At 66.4% G+C, this 19,748-nt stretch carries 16 protein-coding genes; 3 read left to right on the forward strand and 13 right to left on the reverse strand.

Translation table 11 applies throughout. The features are described from left to right. Nucleotides 1-23: 23 nt before the first annotated feature. From GGR73_RS12615 to GGR73_RS12630, 4 genes are all read right to left on the reverse strand, one after another. Nucleotides 24-1,088, reverse strand: a complete 1,065-nt coding sequence (locus GGR73_RS12615; protein WP_184457184.1) for a DNA methyltransferase — start codon at nt 1,086-1,088, stop codon at nt 24-26. Beyond that, nucleotides 1,081-2,181: a hypothetical protein gene (locus GGR73_RS12620; protein WP_184457186.1), complete on the reverse strand. Its 1,101-nt coding sequence runs from the start codon at nt 2,179-2,181 to the stop codon at nt 1,081-1,083. Before GGR73_RS12620 ends, GGR73_RS12615 begins: the two co-directional genes overlap by 8 nt. A 22-nt stretch (nt 2,182-2,203) precedes the next feature. After that, complete coding sequence (locus GGR73_RS12625; RefSeq protein ID WP_184457188.1) at nt 2,204-3,607, reverse strand: nicotinate phosphoribosyltransferase; 1,404 nt, start codon at nt 3,605-3,607, stop codon at nt 2,204-2,206. 126 nt (nt 3,608-3,733) lie between these two features. Next, nucleotides 3,734-4,789, reverse strand: a complete 1,056-nt coding sequence (locus tag GGR73_RS12630) for a bifunctional nicotinamide-nucleotide adenylyltransferase/Nudix hydroxylase (protein WP_016900843.1) — start codon at nt 4,787-4,789, stop codon at nt 3,734-3,736. A 163-nt stretch (nt 4,790-4,952) separates the two neighbouring features. On the opposite strand from GGR73_RS12630, the gene GGR73_RS12635 reads away from it, so the two are divergent. After that, nucleotides 4,953-5,819 carry an endonuclease/exonuclease/phosphatase family protein gene (locus tag GGR73_RS12635; protein ID WP_184457190.1) on the forward strand — a complete coding sequence of 289 codons (867 nt, stop codon included), beginning with the start codon at nt 4,953-4,955 and terminating at the stop codon, nt 5,817-5,819. Between the two features lie 54 nt (nt 5,820-5,873). On the opposite strand, the gene GGR73_RS12640 is transcribed toward GGR73_RS12635, so the two are convergent. Next, a complete protein-coding gene (locus GGR73_RS12640) occupies nt 5,874-6,758 on the reverse strand; it encodes a LysR substrate-binding domain-containing protein (RefSeq protein ID WP_102582039.1) in 885 nt (294 codons plus the stop codon). A gap of 175 nt (nt 6,759-6,933) precedes the next feature. On the opposite strand from GGR73_RS12640, the gene GGR73_RS12645 reads away from it, so the two are divergent. Continuing rightward, nucleotides 6,934-7,677, forward strand: a complete 744-nt coding sequence (locus GGR73_RS12645; protein WP_167708400.1) for a sulfite exporter TauE/SafE family protein — start codon at nt 6,934-6,936, stop codon at nt 7,675-7,677. 174 nt (nt 7,678-7,851) lie between these two features. Here GGR73_RS12645 and GGR73_RS12650 read toward each other — a convergent pair whose 3' ends face one another. The 4 genes from GGR73_RS12650 to GGR73_RS12665 form a co-directional block, all read right to left on the reverse strand. Continuing rightward, entirely contained in the window at nt 7,852-10,011 is a 2,160-nt protein-coding gene (locus GGR73_RS12650) for a carboxy terminal-processing peptidase (protein ID WP_024939682.1), read from the reverse strand. 384 nt (nt 10,012-10,395) lie between these two features. Then, nucleotides 10,396-11,409, reverse strand: coding sequence for a lipoyl synthase (gene lipA, locus GGR73_RS12655; RefSeq protein WP_024939683.1), 1,014 nt, complete (start codon nt 11,407-11,409; stop codon nt 10,396-10,398). 15 nt (nt 11,410-11,424) lie between these two features. Continuing rightward, entirely contained in the window at nt 11,425-12,123 is a 699-nt protein-coding gene (gene lipB / locus GGR73_RS12660; RefSeq protein WP_184457192.1) for a lipoyl(octanoyl) transferase LipB, read from the reverse strand. Continuing rightward, nucleotides 12,111-12,389, reverse strand: a complete 279-nt coding sequence (locus tag GGR73_RS12665; RefSeq protein WP_016900827.1) for a YbeD family protein — start codon at nt 12,387-12,389, stop codon at nt 12,111-12,113. Before GGR73_RS12665 ends, lipB begins: the two co-directional genes overlap by 13 nt. A gap of 276 nt (nt 12,390-12,665) precedes the next feature. Here GGR73_RS12665 and GGR73_RS12670 point away from each other — a divergent pair, with 276 nt between their 5' ends. After that, the gene (locus GGR73_RS12670; protein WP_024939686.1) at nt 12,666-13,727 is read left to right on the forward strand and encodes a lipid A deacylase LpxR family protein; all 1,062 of its coding nucleotides are present in this window, start codon (nt 12,666-12,668) and stop codon (nt 13,725-13,727) included. 145 nt (nt 13,728-13,872) lie between these two features. Here the strand turns inward: GGR73_RS12670 and GGR73_RS12675 are convergent, their stop codons facing one another. The 4 genes from GGR73_RS12675 to GGR73_RS12690 form a co-directional block, all read right to left on the reverse strand. Beyond that, nucleotides 13,873-15,078: a D-alanyl-D-alanine carboxypeptidase family protein gene (locus GGR73_RS12675; protein ID WP_016900824.1), complete on the reverse strand. Its 1,206-nt coding sequence runs from the start codon at nt 15,076-15,078 to the stop codon at nt 13,873-13,875. 259 nt (nt 15,079-15,337) lie between these two features. Then, nucleotides 15,338-16,753, reverse strand: a complete 1,416-nt coding sequence (locus GGR73_RS12680; RefSeq protein WP_184457194.1) for a septal ring lytic transglycosylase RlpA family protein — start codon at nt 16,751-16,753, stop codon at nt 15,338-15,340. Then, on the reverse strand, nt 16,750-17,889 hold the full coding sequence (gene mltB / locus GGR73_RS12685; protein ID WP_184457196.1) for a lytic murein transglycosylase B: 1,140 nt from the start codon (nt 17,887-17,889) through the stop codon (nt 16,750-16,752). The genes GGR73_RS12680 and mltB overlap by 4 nt, the downstream gene beginning before the upstream one ends. Before the next feature lie 412 nt (nt 17,890-18,301). Further along, the gene (locus tag GGR73_RS12690; RefSeq protein WP_184457198.1) at nt 18,302-19,702 is read right to left on the reverse strand and encodes a glycosyl hydrolase family 28 protein; all 1,401 of its coding nucleotides are present in this window, start codon (nt 19,700-19,702) and stop codon (nt 18,302-18,304) included. Nucleotides 19,703-19,748: the final 46 nt, after the last annotated feature.

The following is a 19,748-nucleotide window of genomic DNA, read 5'->3' on the forward strand; positions in this document are numbered from 1 at the left end:
TGCGCGCGGCGTCGCGTGGCCGATCAGGGCAACGGCGGTTCATCCGCTGGCAGTTGCAGGTCCAGCTGCAGGCGGCTGCCGTCTGCGCCAATGCGCTCGGCGCGCAGATAGTGGTGCGCACGCACCGCCGCCAGCGCGACCGGCGCCCGGCACGGCTCGCCCCACAGGCTCAAGGCGAATCCCTGCGCCTGCAGCCAGACGGTGAGGCGGTCCCAGAGCGGCTGCTCGGCCTGCAGGATCAGGTCCAGATCCGCCGGCCCCTCCGGCACCGACTCGGGCGCCTGCAGCCAGCGCGCGTAGCTGCCGTGCACCTGCACCGGCAGGCCGTCTGCGCGTAGCGCCTGCAGCAGCAGCGCTGCCTGCTGCAGGTCCAACTGCGCACGGCAGTGCTGGAAGATCAACGCGTACTCGTGGCTGCGATTGCTGTGCGTGCCTGCAGGCGCCAGCGCTGCGCCCGGCCGCCGGTAGCACAGCACCCGCTCCTCGCGCAGGGTGAACAGGCTGGCAAGGATCCGCCCCAGATCCCACGCCTGCGGAATCACCCGCCCGCCGACGACGACGTTTTCCACCATCGCCACACCGAAGCCATCCGCTCGCATCCGCTTGCGCAAGGCATGCAATACCGCCCGCATGCCGGACAGGTAGCCTGCGTAGTCGGCGCTGGCATACAACTGCCCCGGCAATGCCGCACCGTGCCAGTGGCAACCGAAATACGGCACGTTGGTCAGGCACAGATCGACCGCCGCAGCGGGCGCGGTGTCGACCAGCGTGCCGACCACGACCGGCGCCTGCACGCCGTGCCGCTGCAGGCGCGTGCGTGCCAGTTGCGCACGTGCGGCATCGATCTCCATGCCATGCGCGCCACGCCCTTCCAGCGTCGCCGCCAGCAGCGTGCTGCCGAATCCACAGAACGGATCGAACACCTGTGCACCCGGCACGCTGAAGTGCCGCACGAACGGGCGCATTTGATTCACCCAGCCGCAGTCGCGCCCGCCAAGCGGGTCGGCTGCGCGCAGATCCTCGGGCAGTGCCCAGGATGGCTCATCCGGCGCCGGCGTCCACCAGCTGCGCTGGTCGAGCTCATCCATCGCCCGGCTCCCACAGCACATCGGCATCCGGGTCCCAGCCCGCGCACAGGCGGCCATTGGCGAAGAACACCAGCTTGTAGAGGTCGCCGGTGGCGTGGCGTGCGTGCATGGCCGCGTAGTCGGCGCTTTCGAACACCACTTCCAGGCCGTCCTCGCTGCGCATGCGCAGATTCCAGAAGTAATAACCCTCGGTCATGCCGTCGGCTTGCCAATGCGACCACCACGGCTGCTGCATGCAGTCCGCCAACAGGCTTTCCATGCCGATGCGATGCTGCGCGATATAGCGCCAGGTGCCATTGTTGCGGTACGCATCGTCCAGACGCGACAACTCGCGGAAGATCACCTGCGTGGCGCCACAGCGACGCGCCCACGCGATGTACTGCGCCACGCCATCGGCACAGTCCACGCCGCCCCGCTGCACGATGCAGACCAGCCGCACCGGCAGGCGCGCTGCGATGCGTTGCGCCGTCCGCGCGAAAATGGCCGCATCGGCAATGGGCTCGTCTGGACGAAAGCGCATGATCGCGTCGTTGCCGGCCTGCAGCGGGTGGTGACGCGACAGCTCGATCCACGACAGGCCGAAGTCGACCAGGGCATCGAGCAACTGTGCCCCCTGCGCGCGCGCCAGGCCCGCACCATTGCTGTACAGCACACGCTGCTCCACGCACGGGCCGTCGGGCGTCGTCGCCAGGGTCTGCAGCAAGGCCTGCAACCAGTCCGGGTCGTCGGTCATCTCCAGGCCGGACAAGGAATACGACAACGGCACCCCGTGCAGCAGCTGCAACGCAGCGCGCAACTGCGCAAAGTAGTCCGGCCCTGGCCGCAACATCGCTGCCGCCGGGCCACCACGGTGTTGACGCAGGTTTTCCGAACAGAAGCCGCAGCGCGCCGAACATGGCCGTACCGAGGCATACGGGGTCAAGGTGATCGGCAACGCTGCCCGATACGCGCGCGCGCCGATGCGCAATGCATGCCATCGGCTGCTCTCGTCCTGTTGCGGCACACGCCGCCGCAGGCTGGGCGCGGCGGCGCGCAACCCGGCCAACAGCGGCGATGCAGACAGCAACGAGTCGTCGTCGAAGGAGGCGTACATGCCGCTAGCCGCGCGGCGAACGTCAGCGGCGCGCGGCGTCGGCACGTGCGCGCACCTGCTCCAGGGTCCACTCCTGCTGCATGACGCCGTTCTCCCACACCGTCACCAGCGCATCTTCGCTGTCGGCATGCGCGTCGACTTCATCCAGCAACGCGCTGCGATAGCTGCCATCGGCACGGTCGCGCAGCAGGGTCAGCCGACCGCGCTTGCTCTGCTTGCCCTTGTCGGTGATCGGGTCCTTGTAGACATCGATCCATTGCCCGTCCACGCGCACGGCCGAGCACTTCAACGCGAACTTCTGGGTGTCGCGTTCCACCTTCTGCAACAGCGCACCGCCCATGCCGAAGGCGACGTTGTCGGCGGCATAGCCGGCAGTAGTGATGCGTTCGAGAATCGCGCGCAGCGACTGCGGGTTGATGCCATCGCCCTGGATCACGCGCACATGGTTGAGCACCTTGTAGCCCTTGCCATTGCGCTGATGGCCGAACGCCTCGTCCAGCAGCAGCAGGCATTGCTCGACCACATCCACCGGGTCGCCCGAATCCGGACGGATCACCACCGTCGCACCGGAGGCAATCACCTCCTCGCGCAAGGTGGTGCCCCAATGCTCGCGGATCGCGCGGTAGATGTCGTAGCTGTCCGATACCACCGCCACCAGCGAACCGGGGCGCGCGAACTGCGCCAGCATGTTGCGGTACGCATCGGCCTCGCGCTCGCGGCCCCAGCTGGTGATGGTGCTGTGCTCGGCAGCGGGAATCGAATAGCCGGCTACCGGCGTGTGGTAATGCGCACGCGCCAGCAGCAACGCCGACAAGGTATCGGTGCCGAGGAAGTTCACCAGATGCGCGGCACCGCCCAGCGCGGCCGAACCAAGGCTGGACACCCCACGCGCGCCGAAGTCATGCAGCTTGAACGGCAACTGCCCTTCCGGATCGTCGCTGGTGCGCTGCAGGTAATCGCGTACCACCTGCTTCACCTGCCAGCTCACCGTTGCCACCGTCACCGGGTACCACACGCGCAACAGCAGCGTTTCCAGGTACGACGGCACCCAGAACGCCTTGGGATCGGTGGATTCGATCGTCATCAACACATTGTGCGTGGGCACGACCGTGCCTTCGGGCACGGCACGGATGCGGATCGGCAGTTGCCCGCCGAGACGATCGACGATGTCACGCCAGCCGGCCTCGTTGAACGGCTCGCCATGCGCGGCCAGCAAGGCCTTCGCATCGTCGATGTCGGCATGCGTCACCGGCCGGTTGATGGCCTCTTTCAGGATCGACTGCAGGCCGAAGAACACGGTCTGGTCATAGACGCCACCGCGCGATTCGACATAGAAAAACGCCGCATCGGTGCCGGGTGGATACTGCAGCCAGTGGCTGGCCTTGTAGCTGTCGGTGTTGAGCAGCAGGTTATCGAGGTAATGCATGACGGAAGCTCCTTCGCGTCGAATGAACCAGCGGTCTGTCCGCCGGCGGGGAGGCTACGGTTCAAGCCGATCTTGGATTGCGCGCGGACGCATTTGGTGGATGACGGCACGCAATCGTTGTCGGCCTCAGCCGCGACCCAGGAAGAATTCGAGGATATGCAGATGATCTTCGTACAGGCGCGGGCCCATCGCCATGACTTCGGCAAGCGGAATCCAGCGCGCCTTGTCGGCATCGTCGCCGCCGCGTACCGCGGGCAACTCACCGGCCGGAAATTCGAAATGGAATGCATGGGTGATGGTGCGCCCGCGCAGGCTGCGCTCGGGGTGGTCGAACACCTGGCGCCCGCGCAACGAGCCCTTGAGCACCGGCACCGGCACCTTCAGCCGTGTTTCCTCGCGCAGCTCGCGCAGGCAGCCGTCCAGCAGCCCTTCGTCCTGGCCGACGAAACCGCCCGGCAATGCCCACAAGCCCTTGCCCGGCTCGGCGCGACGACGCACCAACAGCACGTGGCCCGAATGCACCACCACCGCATCGGTAGTGACGAAGGTCGGCGGATACGGCGCATCCTTCCAGGCGGCGCGATACTGCTCGATGAAACGGTATTCGGCCACCAGCTGCGCGTAGCTCGGCGAGTTGCGCCGGAACGCTTCCAGCATGTCGTACACCGGCGCCGGCACATTGCCGCGCAGCATCAGCAACCCACCGTGGAAACCGATCTCGCCGGCCTCGAACAGATAGCGGCGCAACTCGGTGGCCGACAGCGTGGCGGTATGTTGCACATCTTCCAGCGGCCACTGCGGAAACTCGCGCAAGTAGTAGCTGCTGGCGTCCTTGTCCATGCCGATCAGGCCGATGCGCGCATCGAGCGTGCCGCCATCGGCCTGTACGGCCTCGGCGACCTGGCGCTGCACCTCGGCAATCCACAGGCTTTCGTTGTACAGATGGTCGCGCAACGGGCGCAGGATCAGCCGCTGGCTCTCGCCCGGCAACGCGGACTCGATCATCACCGCACGTTCGGCGACGGTCCACGGATTACGAATGGTGCGAGGCGTATCGGCAGAGCCGATCAACACGATGAGCTTGTTCGCCTTGCCCAGCGCGTGGCGGGCGACGGCGGCGTGGCCGTTGTGAAAGGGCTCGAAACGCCCGATAAACACGAGATAGTCGTACTGCGGTGCCATGAGAATCCCTCACGGTTGAGTAGGCAGCCAGCGGTCTATCCGATGGCTTGGTGCAAATGCTACGCCGATGTGCGACGACGTCAAGCGTGTGCAGCGTGGCGATGACATTTCGGTCATGCATGCCGATTAGACTCGCCGATTGGTCCTTGAGGAATCCGCCTGCATGTCACGCCTGTCCGTTCGCGCCATCTCACGTTTCCTGTTTGCCGCACTCGCGCTGCTGTGCATCGCCTTGCCTGCGTTGTCTGCACCTGCGCCTGCGCCTTTGCGGGTGATGTCGTTCAATGTGCGCGTGCCGGTGGATACCGATGGCGACAAGCGTTGGAGCGTGCGCCGCACGGCGATGGCGGCATTGGTCGAACAAGCGCACCCGGTTGTCTTCGGCACGCAGGAATTGGTGCAGGAGCAGGCGCAATATCTGGCTGCGCAATTGCCTGATTACCGCTGGTTCGGCAAGGGCCGCCGCGGCGACGACAGCGACGAGCACATGGGCGTGTTCTACGACAGCCGCGCGTTGTCGGTGGTGGAATCGGGCGACTTCTGGCTGTCGGAAACGCCACAGGTCCCCGGCAGCAGCAGTTGGAACACCGACCTGCCGCGCATGGTGACCTGGGCCCTGTTCGAGCGTCGCAGCGACAAGCGCCGCTTCTATCTGCTCAACACGCACTTCGCCCACCGCGACCAGGACGAGGCCGCCCGAGAGCACAGCGCGCGCCTGATCCTGTCGCGCATCGCGGCGCTGCCGGCAAACATTCCGGTGGTGCTGACCGGCGACTTCAACAGCGATCCTGACCAGGGCACCTACCCCATCCTCACCGCCTCGCTTGGCGATGCACGCGCCCGCGTCTCCGAACCGCAAGGCCCGGAAAAAACCTTCCAGGACTTCACCACGCAGCCGACCCGTCGTATCGACTGGATCCTGTTCCGCGGCCTGACACCGACACGCTTTTCCACGCTGGATCAGCGTCCCGGCGGTGTATTGCCGTCCGACCACTATCCGGTGCTGGCCGAATTCGCCTGGCCGCGTTGATCGCGCCAGCGACGTGACGCTGTCACGATGCCGGCCGCTCTGACGCTACGCAGCTCAGTCGTGTTGCAGCCAATCCACTAGCGCTTGCAGCATGGTCGACGGCGCAGGCTCGCAACGCAGCACGATCGAAAGTTGCCGCGGTGCCCAGGCTGCATCCAGGGGCACCGTGGCCAGTTGATCGCGCACGCATGAGCGCTGCACTGCGGCGTGCGGGAGAATCGCCACGCCCATGCCTTGTGCGAGCATGCGGCACAACACGTCGATGCCTTGTACCTTTGCACGCATGCGCACCTGCACGCCGGCGCGGTTCATGTGCACGCGCAGATGCCGTTGCAAGGCGCTGTCGCCGGCCAGCCCCAGCGTGTCCATTCCCGCGAGCTCGCTCAATTGCAGCGTCGCGGCGCCGGCCAGTGGATGCGCTGCAGCCATCACCAGCACCAGTCGATCCTCACGGAACGGCAGCACCTGCAGCCCACTGAGATCGGCATGACCCGCGACCACGGCGATGTCGGCGCGTTCCTCGCGCACCGCATCGGCAGCTTCGTCGCTGCCCTGCTCGGTCAATGCCAGATCCAGCTGCGGATGTGCGATGAGAAAATCCGCCAACCGTTCGGGCAACCATGCCGACAGCGCCGCGGTATTGGCCGCCAGCCGCAGCGTCACCTGGCCACCGCCACCGTAGCCGCCCAGCTCCAGCTGCAGCGCCTCGGCCTGCCGCTGCAATTGCCGTGCGTGCCGCAGCAACACGCCGCCGGCCGGAGTCAGACTGACGCCGCGGCGCCCGCGTTCCAGCAGTACGGCGCCCACCTGCAGCTCCAGCGCACGAATCCGCGCACTGGCAGCGGCCAGCGACAACGCCGCGCGTTGTGCACCGGCAGTAATGCTGCCGGTCTCGACCACTGCGATGAACAACCGTAAATCGACAAATTCCAGATGCATGAGCACTCCACAAGCACGTGCAGTCATCGACATGCGCTCGCCACCGACAGGACAGGCCAGCCAAGCCAGGGGCCTCTGCACGCGCGGCGTCCCGCCTTAGCCTTCGGCGCTGCCGAAGCCTGCATCAAACAATCACGCATTGTCCGCCCCGGAGCAAGCCCGGATCCTTGGCTGCATGGAGACATTGCACACCCACTGGTATCTGATCGCAGGCGTGTTTTTGCTGGCAGGCTGGGTCAAGGGCGTGGCCGGGATGGGCTTGCCGACCGTTGCGATGGGGCTGCTGGGTCTGTGGCTGACGCCTGCCGAGGCAGCGACCTTACTGGTTCTGCCTTCGCTTGTGACGAATGTGCAGCAAGCCTGGGGGCCGGACACCGCGACCCTGTTGCGACGTCTGTGGCCATTGCTGGCCACCGTGACGCTGGGCACCTGGCTAAGTGCTGGGGTGCTGACAGGCGCCGACCCCAGCCTGGTCCGCGCCGGGTTGGGCGCGCTGCTGGCGCTGTACGCCTTGCTTGGGCTGGCTCGTCGGCACTGGACGATGCAGGCACGTCACGAACCGTGGGCAGGGCCACTGGCCGGGCTGGCCACCGGTCTGTTGAGTGGCGCCACCGGCGTGTTCGTGCTGCCATCACTGCCCTACCTCACCGCCCTGCAACTACCGCGCGAGCTGTTGATCCGCTCCCTGGGCTGGTGTTTCGGCGTGGCGACGCTGGCGCTGGCCAGTGCACTGGCCTGGCACGGCGCACTACCCCGCGCGGCGATCGCTCCGTCGTTGTGGGCACTGCTACCTACCGCCATCGGCATGTGGCTGGGCGCCTGGGTGCGCAACCGCATTTCTGCCGAGACGTTTCGACGTTTCTTTTTCACCACCTTGCTGGTGCTCGGTCTGCAAGGTGTCTGGCAGGCACTGGCGTAAGCACAACGGGCGTCGCACGACACGCAGGCACGGCAGCCGGCAATCGATCGTCAGTCAAATCCGCTCGCGACGTCGTGCCAGACATGAAAGGGTCGGCCAATAAAAACGCCACCGCGATGCGGTGGCGTTTCTTGTATTTAACGCTGATGTCGTCGCCAGCTGTTCGACGAACGATCAGTCGGCCCAACGTCCCGGCGCGGTCGACTGCGGCAGCACCTGCGCCGACAGCGGCTGGTCCTGCGACAGCAGGCCCAGCGCATCGGCGAGGATGGCGGCCGATTCGTGCAGCAACGGATCCGGGCGCTTTTCTGCGGCCTTCTCACGCGCGGTGTCCTTGACGATATCGCGCTCGTTGCCGGTCAGGCCGTCATCGCTGTCTTCGGCAAGCGGGTCCAGCGGCAGGCCCAGCTGCTTGCGCACCTGCTGGCGATCCTTGCGCTGCTGATCCTGCTTCTGACGCTCGGCAACGCGCTCGGCTTCGTTCAACGAGATGTACTTCTTGGCCTTCTCATCGCGGAACTGCTTGACGTCCTCTTCCCACCACTGGAATTCCTTGTCGGTGGCGATACGCGCGGTGTGCAGGCCCTGCAATTTGGGCAGCAGTGGCGCGAAGTTGCCGTACTGGGTGTGCGGTGCGGCGGCGATGCGCGTCCACGGCAACGCGTTGTCGTAGGTGCTCTCGCCGAACTCGGTGGCATCCACGCTGGCCGGGAATGCGATGTCCGGCACTACGCCCTTGTGCTGGGTGCTGGAGCCGCTGACCCGGAAGAACTGCGCGATCGTCAGCTTGACCTGCCCGTAGCGCTGGCCTTCCGCCGCCGGCCAGCGGTCCAGGTCGACGATGTTCTGCACCGTGCCCTTGCCGAAGCTGGTTTCACCGATCACCAGGCCGCGGCCATAGTCCTGGATGGCACCGGCAAAGATCTCCGAGGCGGATGCCGAGCCGCGGTTGATCAGCACGCCCAGCGGACCATCCCAGGCCACCTTGGGATTGCTGTCGCCATTGACGGTGACCCGGCCGCCGGATTCGCGCACCTGCACCACCGGGCCCTGCTCGATGAACAGGCCGGTGAGCTCGATCGCCTCGTCCAGCGAACCGCCGCCGTTGTTGCGCAGGTCCAGCACCACGCCGTCGACCTTGTCGGTCTTGAAGCCGGCCAGCAGCTTGGCGACGTCGCGCGTTGCCGAGGCATAGTCGGTCGCGTTACGACGACGGCCTTCGAAATCCTGATAGAAGCCCGGCAGCTTGATGATGCCGATGCGGCGCTCCGGCTCGCTGCCCTTGGCCGGCAGGGTGATGGTCTCGCCCTTGGCGGCCTGCTCGGCCAGGCGCACCTTCTGCCGGGTCAGCGTCACGGTGCGGTGCTTGCCGTCGATGCCCGATTCGGCCGGGATGTATTCCAGGCGCACCTGGGTGTCCTTGCTGCCGCGGATCTTGGCGACCACGTCGTCGATGCGCCAGCCGATCACATCCTCGATCGCGCCGTTCTTGGCCTGGCCCACGCCGACGATGCGATCGCCCGGCTTGAGCGTGCCATCCACCGCCGCCGGACCGCCCGGGATGACCTCGCGGATCACCACCATGTCGTCCTGCTTCTGCAGCTGCGCACCGATACCTTCCAACGACAGCGACATCTGCTGATTGAAGTTTTCGGCCGTGCGCGGCGTGAAGTAGTCGGTATGCGGATCGACTGCGTTGGTGTAGGCGTTGACGAAGAACTGGAACACGTCCTCGGCCTTCAACTCGTTGACCGAATCAGCCAGCGCCGCATAGCGCTTGTCCAACGTCTTGCGGATGTCTTCGGGCTTCTTGCCGGCCAGCTTCAGGCGCAGCCAGTCGTTCATCACCGACTGGCGCCACAGCACGTCCAGCTGCTTGTCGTCGGCAGCCCACGGCACGTCCTTGCGGTCGTACTCGAACTTGTCGCTGCCGGTGAAATCGAAGTCCTGCTTGAGCAGGTCGCGCGCGTACTTGACGCGCTGGTCGACGCGCTTCTTGTAGACCGAGAACACCTGGAACGCCGGATCCAGCTTGCCGCCGCGCAGCGCGTCGCCCACGCCTGCTTCCAGCGGTGCGAATCCGGTGATGTCGGTCTGGGTAAAGAACTGTTTGCTGCCGTCCAGGGTTTCCAGATAGCGCTTGAACACGTCCTTGGTCATGGCCTCGTCCAGCGTGCGCGGACGGTAGGCATAGCGGCTGTCGGAGAGCAGGCCATAGACCAGCTTGGTCGCTGTGGCCTGGTCGGGCGTGGCTGCCGCCGGCAACGCCGTGTCGGCGCGTGCGAGCAATGCCATCGGAGTGGTCAACACCAGCGCCAGCAGGCCGGCCTTCATGGACGCAGAAACGTTGTAGGTCATCGAATGGCTCTCGGCACAGGGCCGACGAAAGAAAGGCGGTGAACGGATCAGACAGCATGACAGTGCCGAAAGTTGCTGGCGTTGTCATCCGCTGGCTGAATCAGCCTAGCGCCGGGCCTGTAGCGGATTGTGAACGCGACCGTACCCTGCAAGCCGAGAGCAGCGGCCGGAGACGACACGACCCCGCGGTGTGCGGGGTCGTGTGGGTCGTTCTAGCTCGAAATCAACGGAGCTACTCGCGGGCGGTCGCGGGCAGTTCGCGACGACATGCACTCGGCATGCGGCCGGATGCGGCATCAGATGACGCCGGCACTGGCGGCCGCGCCCGCCTGAGCGTGGGCGCAGGCGTGATCGGCTGGCTTAAGCAGCGACGCCCGCGCCGGCGGCCTGACGATCGGCGTGATACGAGGAGCGCACCATCGGCCCGGAAGCGACGTGGCTGAAGCCCAGCGCATTGCCGTAGTCCTCCAGCGCCTTGTATTCCTCCGGCGTCCAGTAGCGCATCACCGGATGATGGTGCGGCGTCGGCTGCAGATACTGGCCGATGGTGATCATGTCCACATCGTGCGCGCGCAGGTCGCGCAAGGTGGCCTGCACCTGCTCCATCGTCTCGCCCAGGCCGAGCATGATGCCGGACTTGGTGGCGATGGACGGATGCTGCGCCTTGAAGCGCTGCAGCAGGGTCAGCGACCACTGGTAGTCGGCACCCGGACGCACGTTCGGGTACAGATCCGGCACGGTTTCGATGTTGTGGTTGAACACGTCCGGCGGGCTGAGCGCCAGGATCTCCAGCGCGCGGTCCATGCGGCCCTTGCCGCGGAAGTCCGGGGTCAGGATCTCGATACGGGTCTTGGGTGAGCTGACCCGGATGGCCGAAATGCAGTCGACGAAATGCTGGGCACCGCCGTCGCGTAGGTCGTCGCGGTCCACGCTGGTCACCACCACATACTTCAGGCCCATGTCGGCCACGGTGGTGGCCAGGCTGGCCGGCTCGTTTGCATCCGGTGGCTTGGGCCGGCCATGCGCCACATCGCAGAACGAGCAGCGCCGCGTGCAGACCTCGCCCAGGATCATGAAGGTGGCGGTGCCGTGGCTGAAGCACTCGTGGATGTTCGGGCAGCTGGCTTCCTCGCAGACCGTGACCAGGCGGTTTTCGCGCAGCTTGGCCTTGAGGTTCTGCACTGCATTGCCGGACGGAATCCGCACCCGGATCCACGACGGCTTGCGCAACACCGGCGCATCGACGAACTGCACCGGCGAGCGGTTGATCTTGTCGCCACCGATCTGCTTGACGCCGGTCTGCAGCGGCGCAGGTGCGGCGGTGTCGCCGGAGACGACCTGCAAGGGGATGGAACGGGCGATAGGCTGGGTCATGGCAGTAACGGGCGCTCAGGCCGGAAGCGAAAGGTCGGGCAACGCGGAGACAGGCTGCAAAACGAGACCGAACTGGCGCGCCAGCTGATCGAGCAGCACCGCCTTGACGGCGTCCATCCCGGAGGGGCCGCCCAAGTCTAGCACCGAGGTCACCTGCAGGCCCTGATAGCCACAGGGGTTGATGCGGTGGAACGGCTCCAGGTCCATCGCCACGTTGAACGACAGGCCGTGGAAGGTGCAGCCGCGCCGCACCCGGATCCCGAGCGCGGCGATCTTGGCCCCGCCCACGTACACGCCCGGCGCGCCCTCGCGGCGCTCGGCGACGATATTCCACTCGTCCAGCGTGTCGATCAGCGCCTGCTCGATCCTGCACACGTAATCGCGCACGCCGATCTTGAGCCGCCGCAGGTCCAGCAGCGGATACACCACCAGCTGGCCGGGGCCGTGATAGGTCACCTGGCCACCGCGATCGACCTGCAGCACCGGAATTTCGCCCGGCGCCAGCACATGCTCGGGCTTGCCGGCCTGGCCCAGCGTAAACACCGGCGCATGCTCGACCACCCACACTTCGTCGGCCGTGGCCTCATCACGCGCATCGGTGAAACGCTGCATCGCACGCCACACTGGCGCGTAGGCCTGTCGGCCGAGATCGCGCAACTGCGCCGGCAGGACGGGAACAGGGCTTTCCGCCGCCTGGACCGCTACAGCGTCCACTTCACTTCCGGGTGGTCGCGCAGCGCCTGGTGCGCAGCGTCGAACTGCTCGCGGCTCTCGGCGCGGAAGCCGATCTTGACCGAGACATATTTGCCGCTGGACGAATGCTTCCAACTGATGCTTTCCTCCAGCAGCTCTACACCGGTGGCGGCGAGCAGGCGCGGAAGTTCGCTTTCCAGCCCGCGTTCGGCCGCGCCCATGGCGCTGAGCTCGAAGGTACCGGGAAACTGGAAGCCGTGATCGGGGTTGTCGGTGCTGATTTCCATCCACCCATTATCGGGACGATGCCAGACAAACCCAAGCCCGCACTGGCCGAACGGATGAGCGGGTCACGGCCGGGGAGCCGGGCGGGCCGCCTCCAACTTTCAGCAAGAATCTGTCATTACAGTCCCGGACCAAACACAGCTACGTGCCGGTGATGGTTCTACACGGCGGGGCGCCGGCAGAAAATGCCTTTTGCTGCTGCGCACATTCACGCGGCGCAGCAGCGGCCGCAGGCACCTTTGCTGAACATCGCCCCTCCTTACCTTTCCAGGCCCTCCATGCTTCGACCGCGCGCCTTGTCCGCTGCCCTGCTGCTCTCTCTTTCCGCACTGTCGATGCCGGCCGTGGCTGCCGACCAGTGCGATTCCAGCAGAATGAGCCGGACGCCGCCGGCGGTGAACTTCCGGGTCGACAACGACCTGTTCGGCGGAGAGGACCAGGACCAGGGCTATTCCAACGGCGCGGTGCTGACGCTGGTGTCGCCCAATCTGGTCGACTACACCGACGACCCCTGCCTGCCGCGCACTGCGCGCTGGGTCAACGGCTATCTGGAGCGTCTGCATCCGGGCGAGTTCGACCAGCAGAACATGGTGTTCTCGATCGGCCAGGCGATTTTCACTCCCACCGATCCCACCCGCCGCGATGTGATCCCGGACGATCGCCCGTATGCGGGCATCCTGCTGGCGAGCTTCGGCTACAACGCGCGTAACGATGCGCATCTGCGCACCACCCAGCTGCAGGTCGGCGTGGTCGGCCCGTGGGCATTTGCGCAGGAAGCGCAGGATGCGATCCACGATGTGCTGGGCGACGAAAAATTCCAGGGCTGGGACAACCAGCTGCACAACGAGCCGCTGATCAACCTGGTGCACGAGCGCATGCGCCGCTGGCCGGGCGACGCGGCAGTCAATGCGGACGGCTTCGGCTGGGATTTCATCTCGCATTGGGGCGGCGCGGTCGGCAACATGGCCACGCATCTGAATGCCGGTGGCGAGGTGCGCTTCGGCTGGAAGCTGCCGGACGACTTCGGCAGCACCCCGACCCGCCCGGCCGGCGAGAACACCGCCCCCAGCCGGCTCGGACGCGCCAGCGGCTGGTCGGGCCATCTGTTCCTGACCACCGATGCGCGCTGGGTGCTGCGCGACATCACCCTGGACGGCAACACCTTCCGCAACAGCCACAGCGTGGACAAGCGCCCGTTCGTGGGCGATGTCGGCTACGGCCTGGCGGTGATGTACGGCCGCTGGAAGTTCGCCATCGCCCGCTACCACCGCACCCGCGAATTCGACACCCAGCGCGAAACGCCGGTGTATGGCAGTTTCACGATCAGTCGGATGCTTTGAGGGCTGAGATTGGGGAGTCAGGATTGGGGATTCGCAAGAGCGGGCTGCTGGTGCTTCGCTGCTGCTCTCGCCTTTGCCAATCCCGAATCTCCAATCCCCAATCCCCGCAAAGAAAAAGCCGGCTTTCGCCGGCTTTTTCTTTGGATCACTCCGATTCCCACCACATCCAGAACGCATCCCAGAGGCGCTTGAAGAATCCGCCCTCCTCGACTGCGTTGATGGCGACCAGCGGGGCCTGGGCGATGATCTTGCCGTCCAGGCTGACCTTGACGGTGCCGATCTGCTGGCCCTGCTTGATCGGGGCCTGCAGGTTCTTGGCCACTTCCATGCTGGGCTTGAGGTCGTTGTAGCGGCCGCGCTGCAGGCTGACCAGCAGTGGCTGGGCCACGCCGAGCTGCACTTCGTCCTGCTGGCCCTTCCAGACCTTCTGCTTGGTCACGACCTTGCCGGGCGCGTACAGGCTGTGGGTTTCGAAGAAGCGGAAGCCCCAGTTGAGCAGGGCCAGGCTGTCGTCGGCGCGCTGGCGCTCGGACGAATCGCCCATCACCACCGCCACCAGGCGCTGGTCGCCGCGCTTGGCCGAGCTCAGCAGGCAGTAGCCGGCCTCGGAGGTGTGGCCGGTCTTGATGCCGTCCACCGCCGGGTCGCGCCACAACAGCAGGTTGCGGTTGTTCTGCTTGATGCTGCCGACCTGGAATTCCTTGATCTTGTTGTAGGCATAGGTCTCCGGGTAATCGCGCACCATCGCGCGGCCCAGCATCGCCAGGTCGTAGGCGGTGGAATGGTGACCTTCGGCGCTGAGGCCGTGCGCGTTGACGAAGTAGGAGTCCTTCATGCCGATCTTGGCGGCGTAGCTGTTCATCAGCGAGGCGAAGGCTTCTTCGCTGCCGGCGACATGCTCGGCCAGGGCGATCGCGGCATCGTTGCCGGACTGGATCGCCATGCCCTTTTCCATGTCTTCCAGACGCGCGGTCTGGTTGACCGGGAAGCCGCTGTAGCTGCCGTCGGTGCCGGCACCACCCTCGCGCCAGGCGCGCTCGCTCATCATGACCTGGTCGTCGCGCTTGACCTTGCCATTCTTGATTTCGGCCGCGACCACGTAGGACGTCATCACCTTGGTGATGCTGGCCGGCGCCAGCTGCTGGTGGATGTTTTCACCGGCCAGCACCTGCCCGGTGGCGTAATCCATCAGGATCCAGGACTTGGACACCGCCGGCGCGGGTGCGGGCGGAACCGGGACGGCGGCCGGCGCAGCGGCAACGGCAGGCGTCGGCTGCGGCGCAGGGGTCTGCGCGCAGACCAGGCCAAAGGCGAACGTGGCCACCGCAGCGGCGGCGAAGCGGAATTTCATTGAAGAACGACTCCTGACGGGCCCGAAGGCTGGGTAATGCGAAATTGTAAGGCGCCACGGCGATCAGGGCGACGCACGCGATGCTGCGCGCGCCTGCGCAGTTCAGCGATGGGGGCAGACGACGCGCCGAACGTGGCTGACGCACTGGGCGATCGAGCAAGCTGCATGGGGCGCGTCGTGATTTCGGCTGCCCGACGCTAGCTGTCGATAGCGGGCGCCGGCCTACCCACCGACGCCTTGGCTGCCGGATCGATCGTGGCTAGTTGGCGACGATCTGCGGGCGCCCGAAGCCCAGGCCGGCGATGCGCTGCGCGATTTCCGAGGCATTGGCGTGATCGCGCGCATTGACGCGCAGCCGCCACAAGGTGCGACCGCCGCTGACGATGTCGCTGACGCTGGCACCGGCGATCCCGGCCGAGGCAAGCTGCGACAGCGCGCGGTTGGCGTTCTCGCGGCTGGCGAAACTGGCCACCTGCAACAGGATGTCGCCCAGTGCCGCCTCGGCCACGCTCGGCGCCTTGACCGGTACCGGTTCGCTCCTGAGCGGACGTGCCGGCGCGCTGTCGGCGGGCTTGATCGCCGCCACCGCGACCGGGGCGGCTGGCGCCACCGCGACCGGGGCAGCCGAGGCAGGCCGCGGCGCGGCGGCAGCCGGCTTGCCGGTGGCCACGCGCACGCCTTGCGACTTCATCCAGGCATCGAAGTTGTCGGCGTTGCCGGGCTGGCGCGAATCGGCCACGCGGTAGCGCCAACGCTCGCCCTCAGGAATCGCAGCGGCCCCTGCACTGCCCGCCCCTGCGGCGGCCACCGGAGCGGCGGCACTGGCGGCCACTGCGCGCGGGGCGGCGGCCGGCACGGTGCGGGTGGGCAGGCGCTGCACCAACCCATCGATCTGACTGGCACTGGCGGCCGGCCGTGCGGCGGCCACCGCAGTGCTGACCGGCGCGCGGCCGTTGCGGCGCTTGGCCAGCAGATTGCCGTTGTCGGCTTCGGTCAGGCCGCGTACCTCGACGTTGCCGGTGCCCTTGCCGGTGATGCCCAGTTTGACCGCAGCGGCGTAGCTCAGATCGATCACGCGGCCATCGTGGAACGGGCCGCGGTCGTTGACGCGCACCACCACCGAGTCGCCGGTGTCGGTGTTGGTCACCAGGGCGAAGCTGGGCAACGGCAAGGTCTTGTGGGCGGCAGTGAAGGCGTACATGTCGTAGACCTCCTTGTTGGAGGTCAGCCGGCCGTGGAATTTGCTGCCGTAATACGAGGCGGTCCCGCGTTCGACATAGTCGCCGGGGTTGTCCATCACCACGTAGCGTTTGCCCAGCACCTCATACGGCGAGCGGTTGCCCACCGCCGAGCGCGGCTCGTTGGTGACCAGCGGTTCGGGGATGCAGGCCACGTTGGGCACGTGGTCCGGCGTGGTGTCCTTGACGCCGGGCTTGTACAGGCCGCCGGCGGTGTAGTCGCCGCGCGTGGACGGGTCTTCCTTGGCGGGTGCGTAGGGCGAGGTCGAGGGGCAACCGGTGGCCACATACGCCGGCCCCTTGCCGTCGACCTTGACGCCCTTGATCGCGCCGCTGCCGCCGGTGCCGGCGCTTTTCTTCGGTGCACTGCTACAGGCCGCCAGGCCGAGCATCAGCGCCATCGGGATCAGCCACTTGGGGCCTGTCGTGCTGTTCATGCCGGGGGTAACTCCTTGCCGGCGATGGCCTCGGACAGCTGGAACACGGCCATCGCGTACATCTTGGAAATGTTGTAACGGGTGATCGCGTAGAAATTCTGGAAGCCCAGCCAGTACTGCTTGCCGTTGGCATCGTCCAGGGTGATCGGGGTGGCGATGCTGCCGGCCACCACCGGCGCATTCGGGTGATAGCCGCGCGCAGACAGGTCGGCCAGCGTGTACACCGGCGACCAGTCGGTGGGATTGAATTCCTCGTGGCCGGCGGCCAGCGTGGCCGGCACCGCGACCTGGCCACCGCGCACCCAACCGCCCTTCTTGACGAAGTAGTTGGCGACCGAGGCAAACACGTCGTTGTGGTCGGTGAACAGGTTGCGCTTGCCGTCGGCATCGCCGTCGACGGCGAACTGGCGGTAGCTGGACGGCATGAACTGGCCCATGCCCATCGCGCCGGCATAGCTGCCGATCAGCGTGGTGACATCGAGCTGCTCTTCCTTGCCAAGCGCGAACAGCTGGCCAAGTTCATCGCGGAAGAACAGCTCGCGACGCACTTCGCGTTCGAGCTTGGCCGGGTCGCCGCTGCGCGGGTAGCGAAACGCCAGCGTGTACAGCGCGTCCAGCACGCGGTACTTGCCGGCATTGCTGCCGTAACTGGTCTCTACCCCAATGATGGCCACGATCACCTGCGCCGGCACGCCGGTGGCCGCTTCGACCTTGCTCAGCTCAGCACGATGCTCGGCCAGGAACTTGCGGCCGCCATCGATCCGCGCCTGGGTGATGAACATCGGGCGGTATTCGTTCCACGGTTTGACCCGCTCGGCCGGGCGCGACATCGCGGTGACGATGGCGTCCTTGAATTGCGCCTGCGCCAGCACTGCTTCGATCTGTGCGGCGTCAATGCCGTACTTGGCGGCGGTGTCGCGCACGAAGTTGGCGCGGGCGATCTCGAACGGCACCGGGGTCAGGTCCACCGGCGGCAGCGCGGGCGCTTCGGCGGCGGCACTGACGGGCGCGACCGGGGCGCTCGGCGGCTTGGCCGGGGGCGCGCTGGCGGCCGGCGGCGGGGTCGGAGGGCTGGGCTGAGTCGCGCAGGCGACAAGGCCGAGGGTGAGCAGGCAGGTCAGAGTGCGTCGAATCATCGGCTGAGGGTAACAGAGAACAGATGAACTTCTGGCAATAAGACCATGAAAGGAAAGAGCTTTAGCTTGCCGCTCTGAGCGGCGGGGATTTGGGAGGGGGATTGGGGATTGGTTTGGGTGCTGCCCGGGAATGGGGAATGGGGAATGGGGAATGGGGAATGGGGAATGGGGATTCGGGATTCGGGATTCGGGATTCGGGAATTGTGGGGTGCGGGGTGCGGGGGTGCGGGGGTGCGCGTGTGCCGACCGGGGTTGTCTGGTGGACCGGGCCAGAGGCTGGCGAGGCTTTGCGTTTGGCGGCATGCCGTGGGCCTGCTTCTGGCCTCTTCATCTGACCGCATGAGTGGCAGGTTTTGCTTCCTTTGATGTCACTCAGGCCATCGGGCGCGGCCGGGTGGCCGCGCCTGGTCGATCACAGGGCCGGGAAGCGTGGCGCAGTCGAGCAGGTGGGTACGCTGCCGCCAAGTTGCACGCTGGACGTGGTGACGTTGCTGCCGGTCGGGGTGAGCGCGCTGTTGCTCAGCCCGATCTGCGCATCGCTGGCGGAGACCGCGGTATTGCCGGTGGCCACATTGGCCAGCGTCAGGTCCAGCGGCGTCTGCGCATCGAAGCCTTTCAGGATCCAGCCCTTGCCCTTGAGGCCGACATCGCCGGTGGTACGCAGGCCGTTGACGACGATCCCGGCGAAACTGGGCTTGGTGCCGCTACCGCCCACCGAATAGAACGGGTTGATCACCAGCGGGCTGGTCACCCCGTACAGGCAGGTATTGCGATAGGTGACCAGGCTGACCGGGCCGCCCTTGGCGAGGCTGGTCTTGATGCGCAGCCCGGTGTTGTCGGTACTGCGGTTGCCGGCATCGTCGGTGGCGGTGATGGCGTTGTTGTCGACCAGCACGTTGTTGACCCCGGACATCACCTCGCTGCCGATCGAGATGCCGTGGGTGCCGTAGCAGCGGTTGTCGCGCACGCTGATGTTGCCGGACCTGGACGCAATGGTCTTGATCGCCACGCAGTCGTCGCCGCCCATTACATCGTTGTCGACCAGGCTGGCGTTGACCACGCTGTCCAGGTCCAGGCCATCGGTGTTGGGGCTGGTCGCCGGCGATTTCACCCGCACGCCCCAGATGGTCAGGCCATCGACGATATGGGCGAAGAAATGGAAGTACGCCGCATTGATCAGATTGATGTTGTAGAGGGTGAACGTGTTGGAGTTCTGCACCTTGATCAGGTCCGGGCTGTTCTGCACCTGGCCGGCAGCCTTGGCGTTTTCGCCGAACTCCCACCAGGTGGTGCTCTTGCCGAGCATGGGCAGATCGCCGCGCCCGTCGATCGTGCCCTGACGCCCGCCGGTGCGTACGCCCATCACGCCCGACCTGGTGCCCTTGACGCTGATCAGCGGCAGGCAGCCGCCGCTCTTGGCGCCTGCGACACCGCAACCGCTGCCGTAGTCGGCCGGATTGCGCGAGCCGTACAGGGTCACGCCCTGATCGACGACCAGGGTGACGCCGGTGGGAATGGTCAGCGGGCCGCTGAGAAACGCGTTGCCGGTGCCGGCCTTGAGCAGCACGCTGCCGTTCTTGCCGGTGCAGGCAGTCAGCGCGGCCTGGATGGCTTTGGTGTCGGGCGGTGCGCTTTCCAGCGCGGCGTCGAACAGCCGCCCGCTTGGCGTATGGCTGGCGCTCACCGGCTGGCAGGTGGCGGGAATCGCCGGCTCGGAGACCGCGCGCGTATCGCCGGTGGCAAGGTTGATGGCGCCGGCGTGAGCGGCGAACGTAAGACAGACACTGCCGATCGCGGCGGTTGGCAGTTTCATGGAAGAGCTCACCTGGAAGAGGAATGGCGCGTGCCTGCAGCTGCAA

The sequence above is a fragment of the Xanthomonas sp. F14 genome (assembly GCF_014199865.1).

Bases quoted from the DNA above. Each gene is read 5' to 3' on its own strand.
- GGR73_RS12620 (WP_184457186.1), bottom strand. From the start codon at position 2,181: ATGTACGCCTCCTTCGACGACGACTCGTTGCTGTCTGCATCGCCGCTG.
- GGR73_RS12680 (WP_184457194.1), bottom strand. From the start codon at position 16,753: ATGAACAGCACGACAGGCCCCAAGTGGCTGATCCCGATGGCGCTGATG.
- lipA (WP_024939683.1), bottom strand. From the start codon at position 11,409: ATGACCCAGCCTATCGCCCGTTCCATCCCCTTGCAGGTCGTCTCCGGC.
- GGR73_RS12665 (WP_016900827.1), bottom strand. From the start codon at position 12,389: ATGGAAATCAGCACCGACAACCCCGATCACGGCTTCCAGTTTCCCGGT.
- GGR73_RS12690 (WP_184457198.1), bottom strand. From the start codon at position 19,702: ATGAAACTGCCAACCGCCGCGATCGGCAGTGTCTGTCTTACGTTCGCC.
- GGR73_RS12640 (WP_102582039.1), bottom strand. From the start codon at position 6,758: ATGCATCTGGAATTTGTCGATTTACGGTTGTTCATCGCAGTGGTCGAG.
- mltB (WP_184457196.1), bottom strand. From the start codon at position 17,889: ATGATTCGACGCACTCTGACCTGCCTGCTCACCCTCGGCCTTGTCGCC.
- GGR73_RS12675 (WP_016900824.1), bottom strand. From the start codon at position 15,078: ATGAAATTCCGCTTCGCCGCCGCTGCGGTGGCCACGTTCGCCTTTGGC.
- GGR73_RS12630 (WP_016900843.1), bottom strand. From the start codon at position 4,789: ATGGCACCGCAGTACGACTATCTCGTGTTTATCGGGCGTTTCGAGCCC.
- GGR73_RS12645 (WP_167708400.1), top strand. From the start codon at position 6,934: ATGGAGACATTGCACACCCACTGGTATCTGATCGCAGGCGTGTTTTTG.
- GGR73_RS12670 (WP_024939686.1), top strand. From the start codon at position 12,666: ATGCTTCGACCGCGCGCCTTGTCCGCTGCCCTGCTGCTCTCTCTTTCC.
- GGR73_RS12615 (WP_184457184.1), bottom strand. From the start codon at position 1,088: ATGGATGAGCTCGACCAGCGCAGCTGGTGGACGCCGGCGCCGGATGAG.
- GGR73_RS12625 (WP_184457188.1), bottom strand. From the start codon at position 3,607: ATGCATTACCTCGATAACCTGCTGCTCAACACCGACAGCTACAAGGCC.
- GGR73_RS12635 (WP_184457190.1), top strand. From the start codon at position 4,953: ATGTCACGCCTGTCCGTTCGCGCCATCTCACGTTTCCTGTTTGCCGCA.
- GGR73_RS12650 (WP_024939682.1), bottom strand. From the start codon at position 10,011: ATGAAGGCCGGCCTGCTGGCGCTGGTGTTGACCACTCCGATGGCATTG.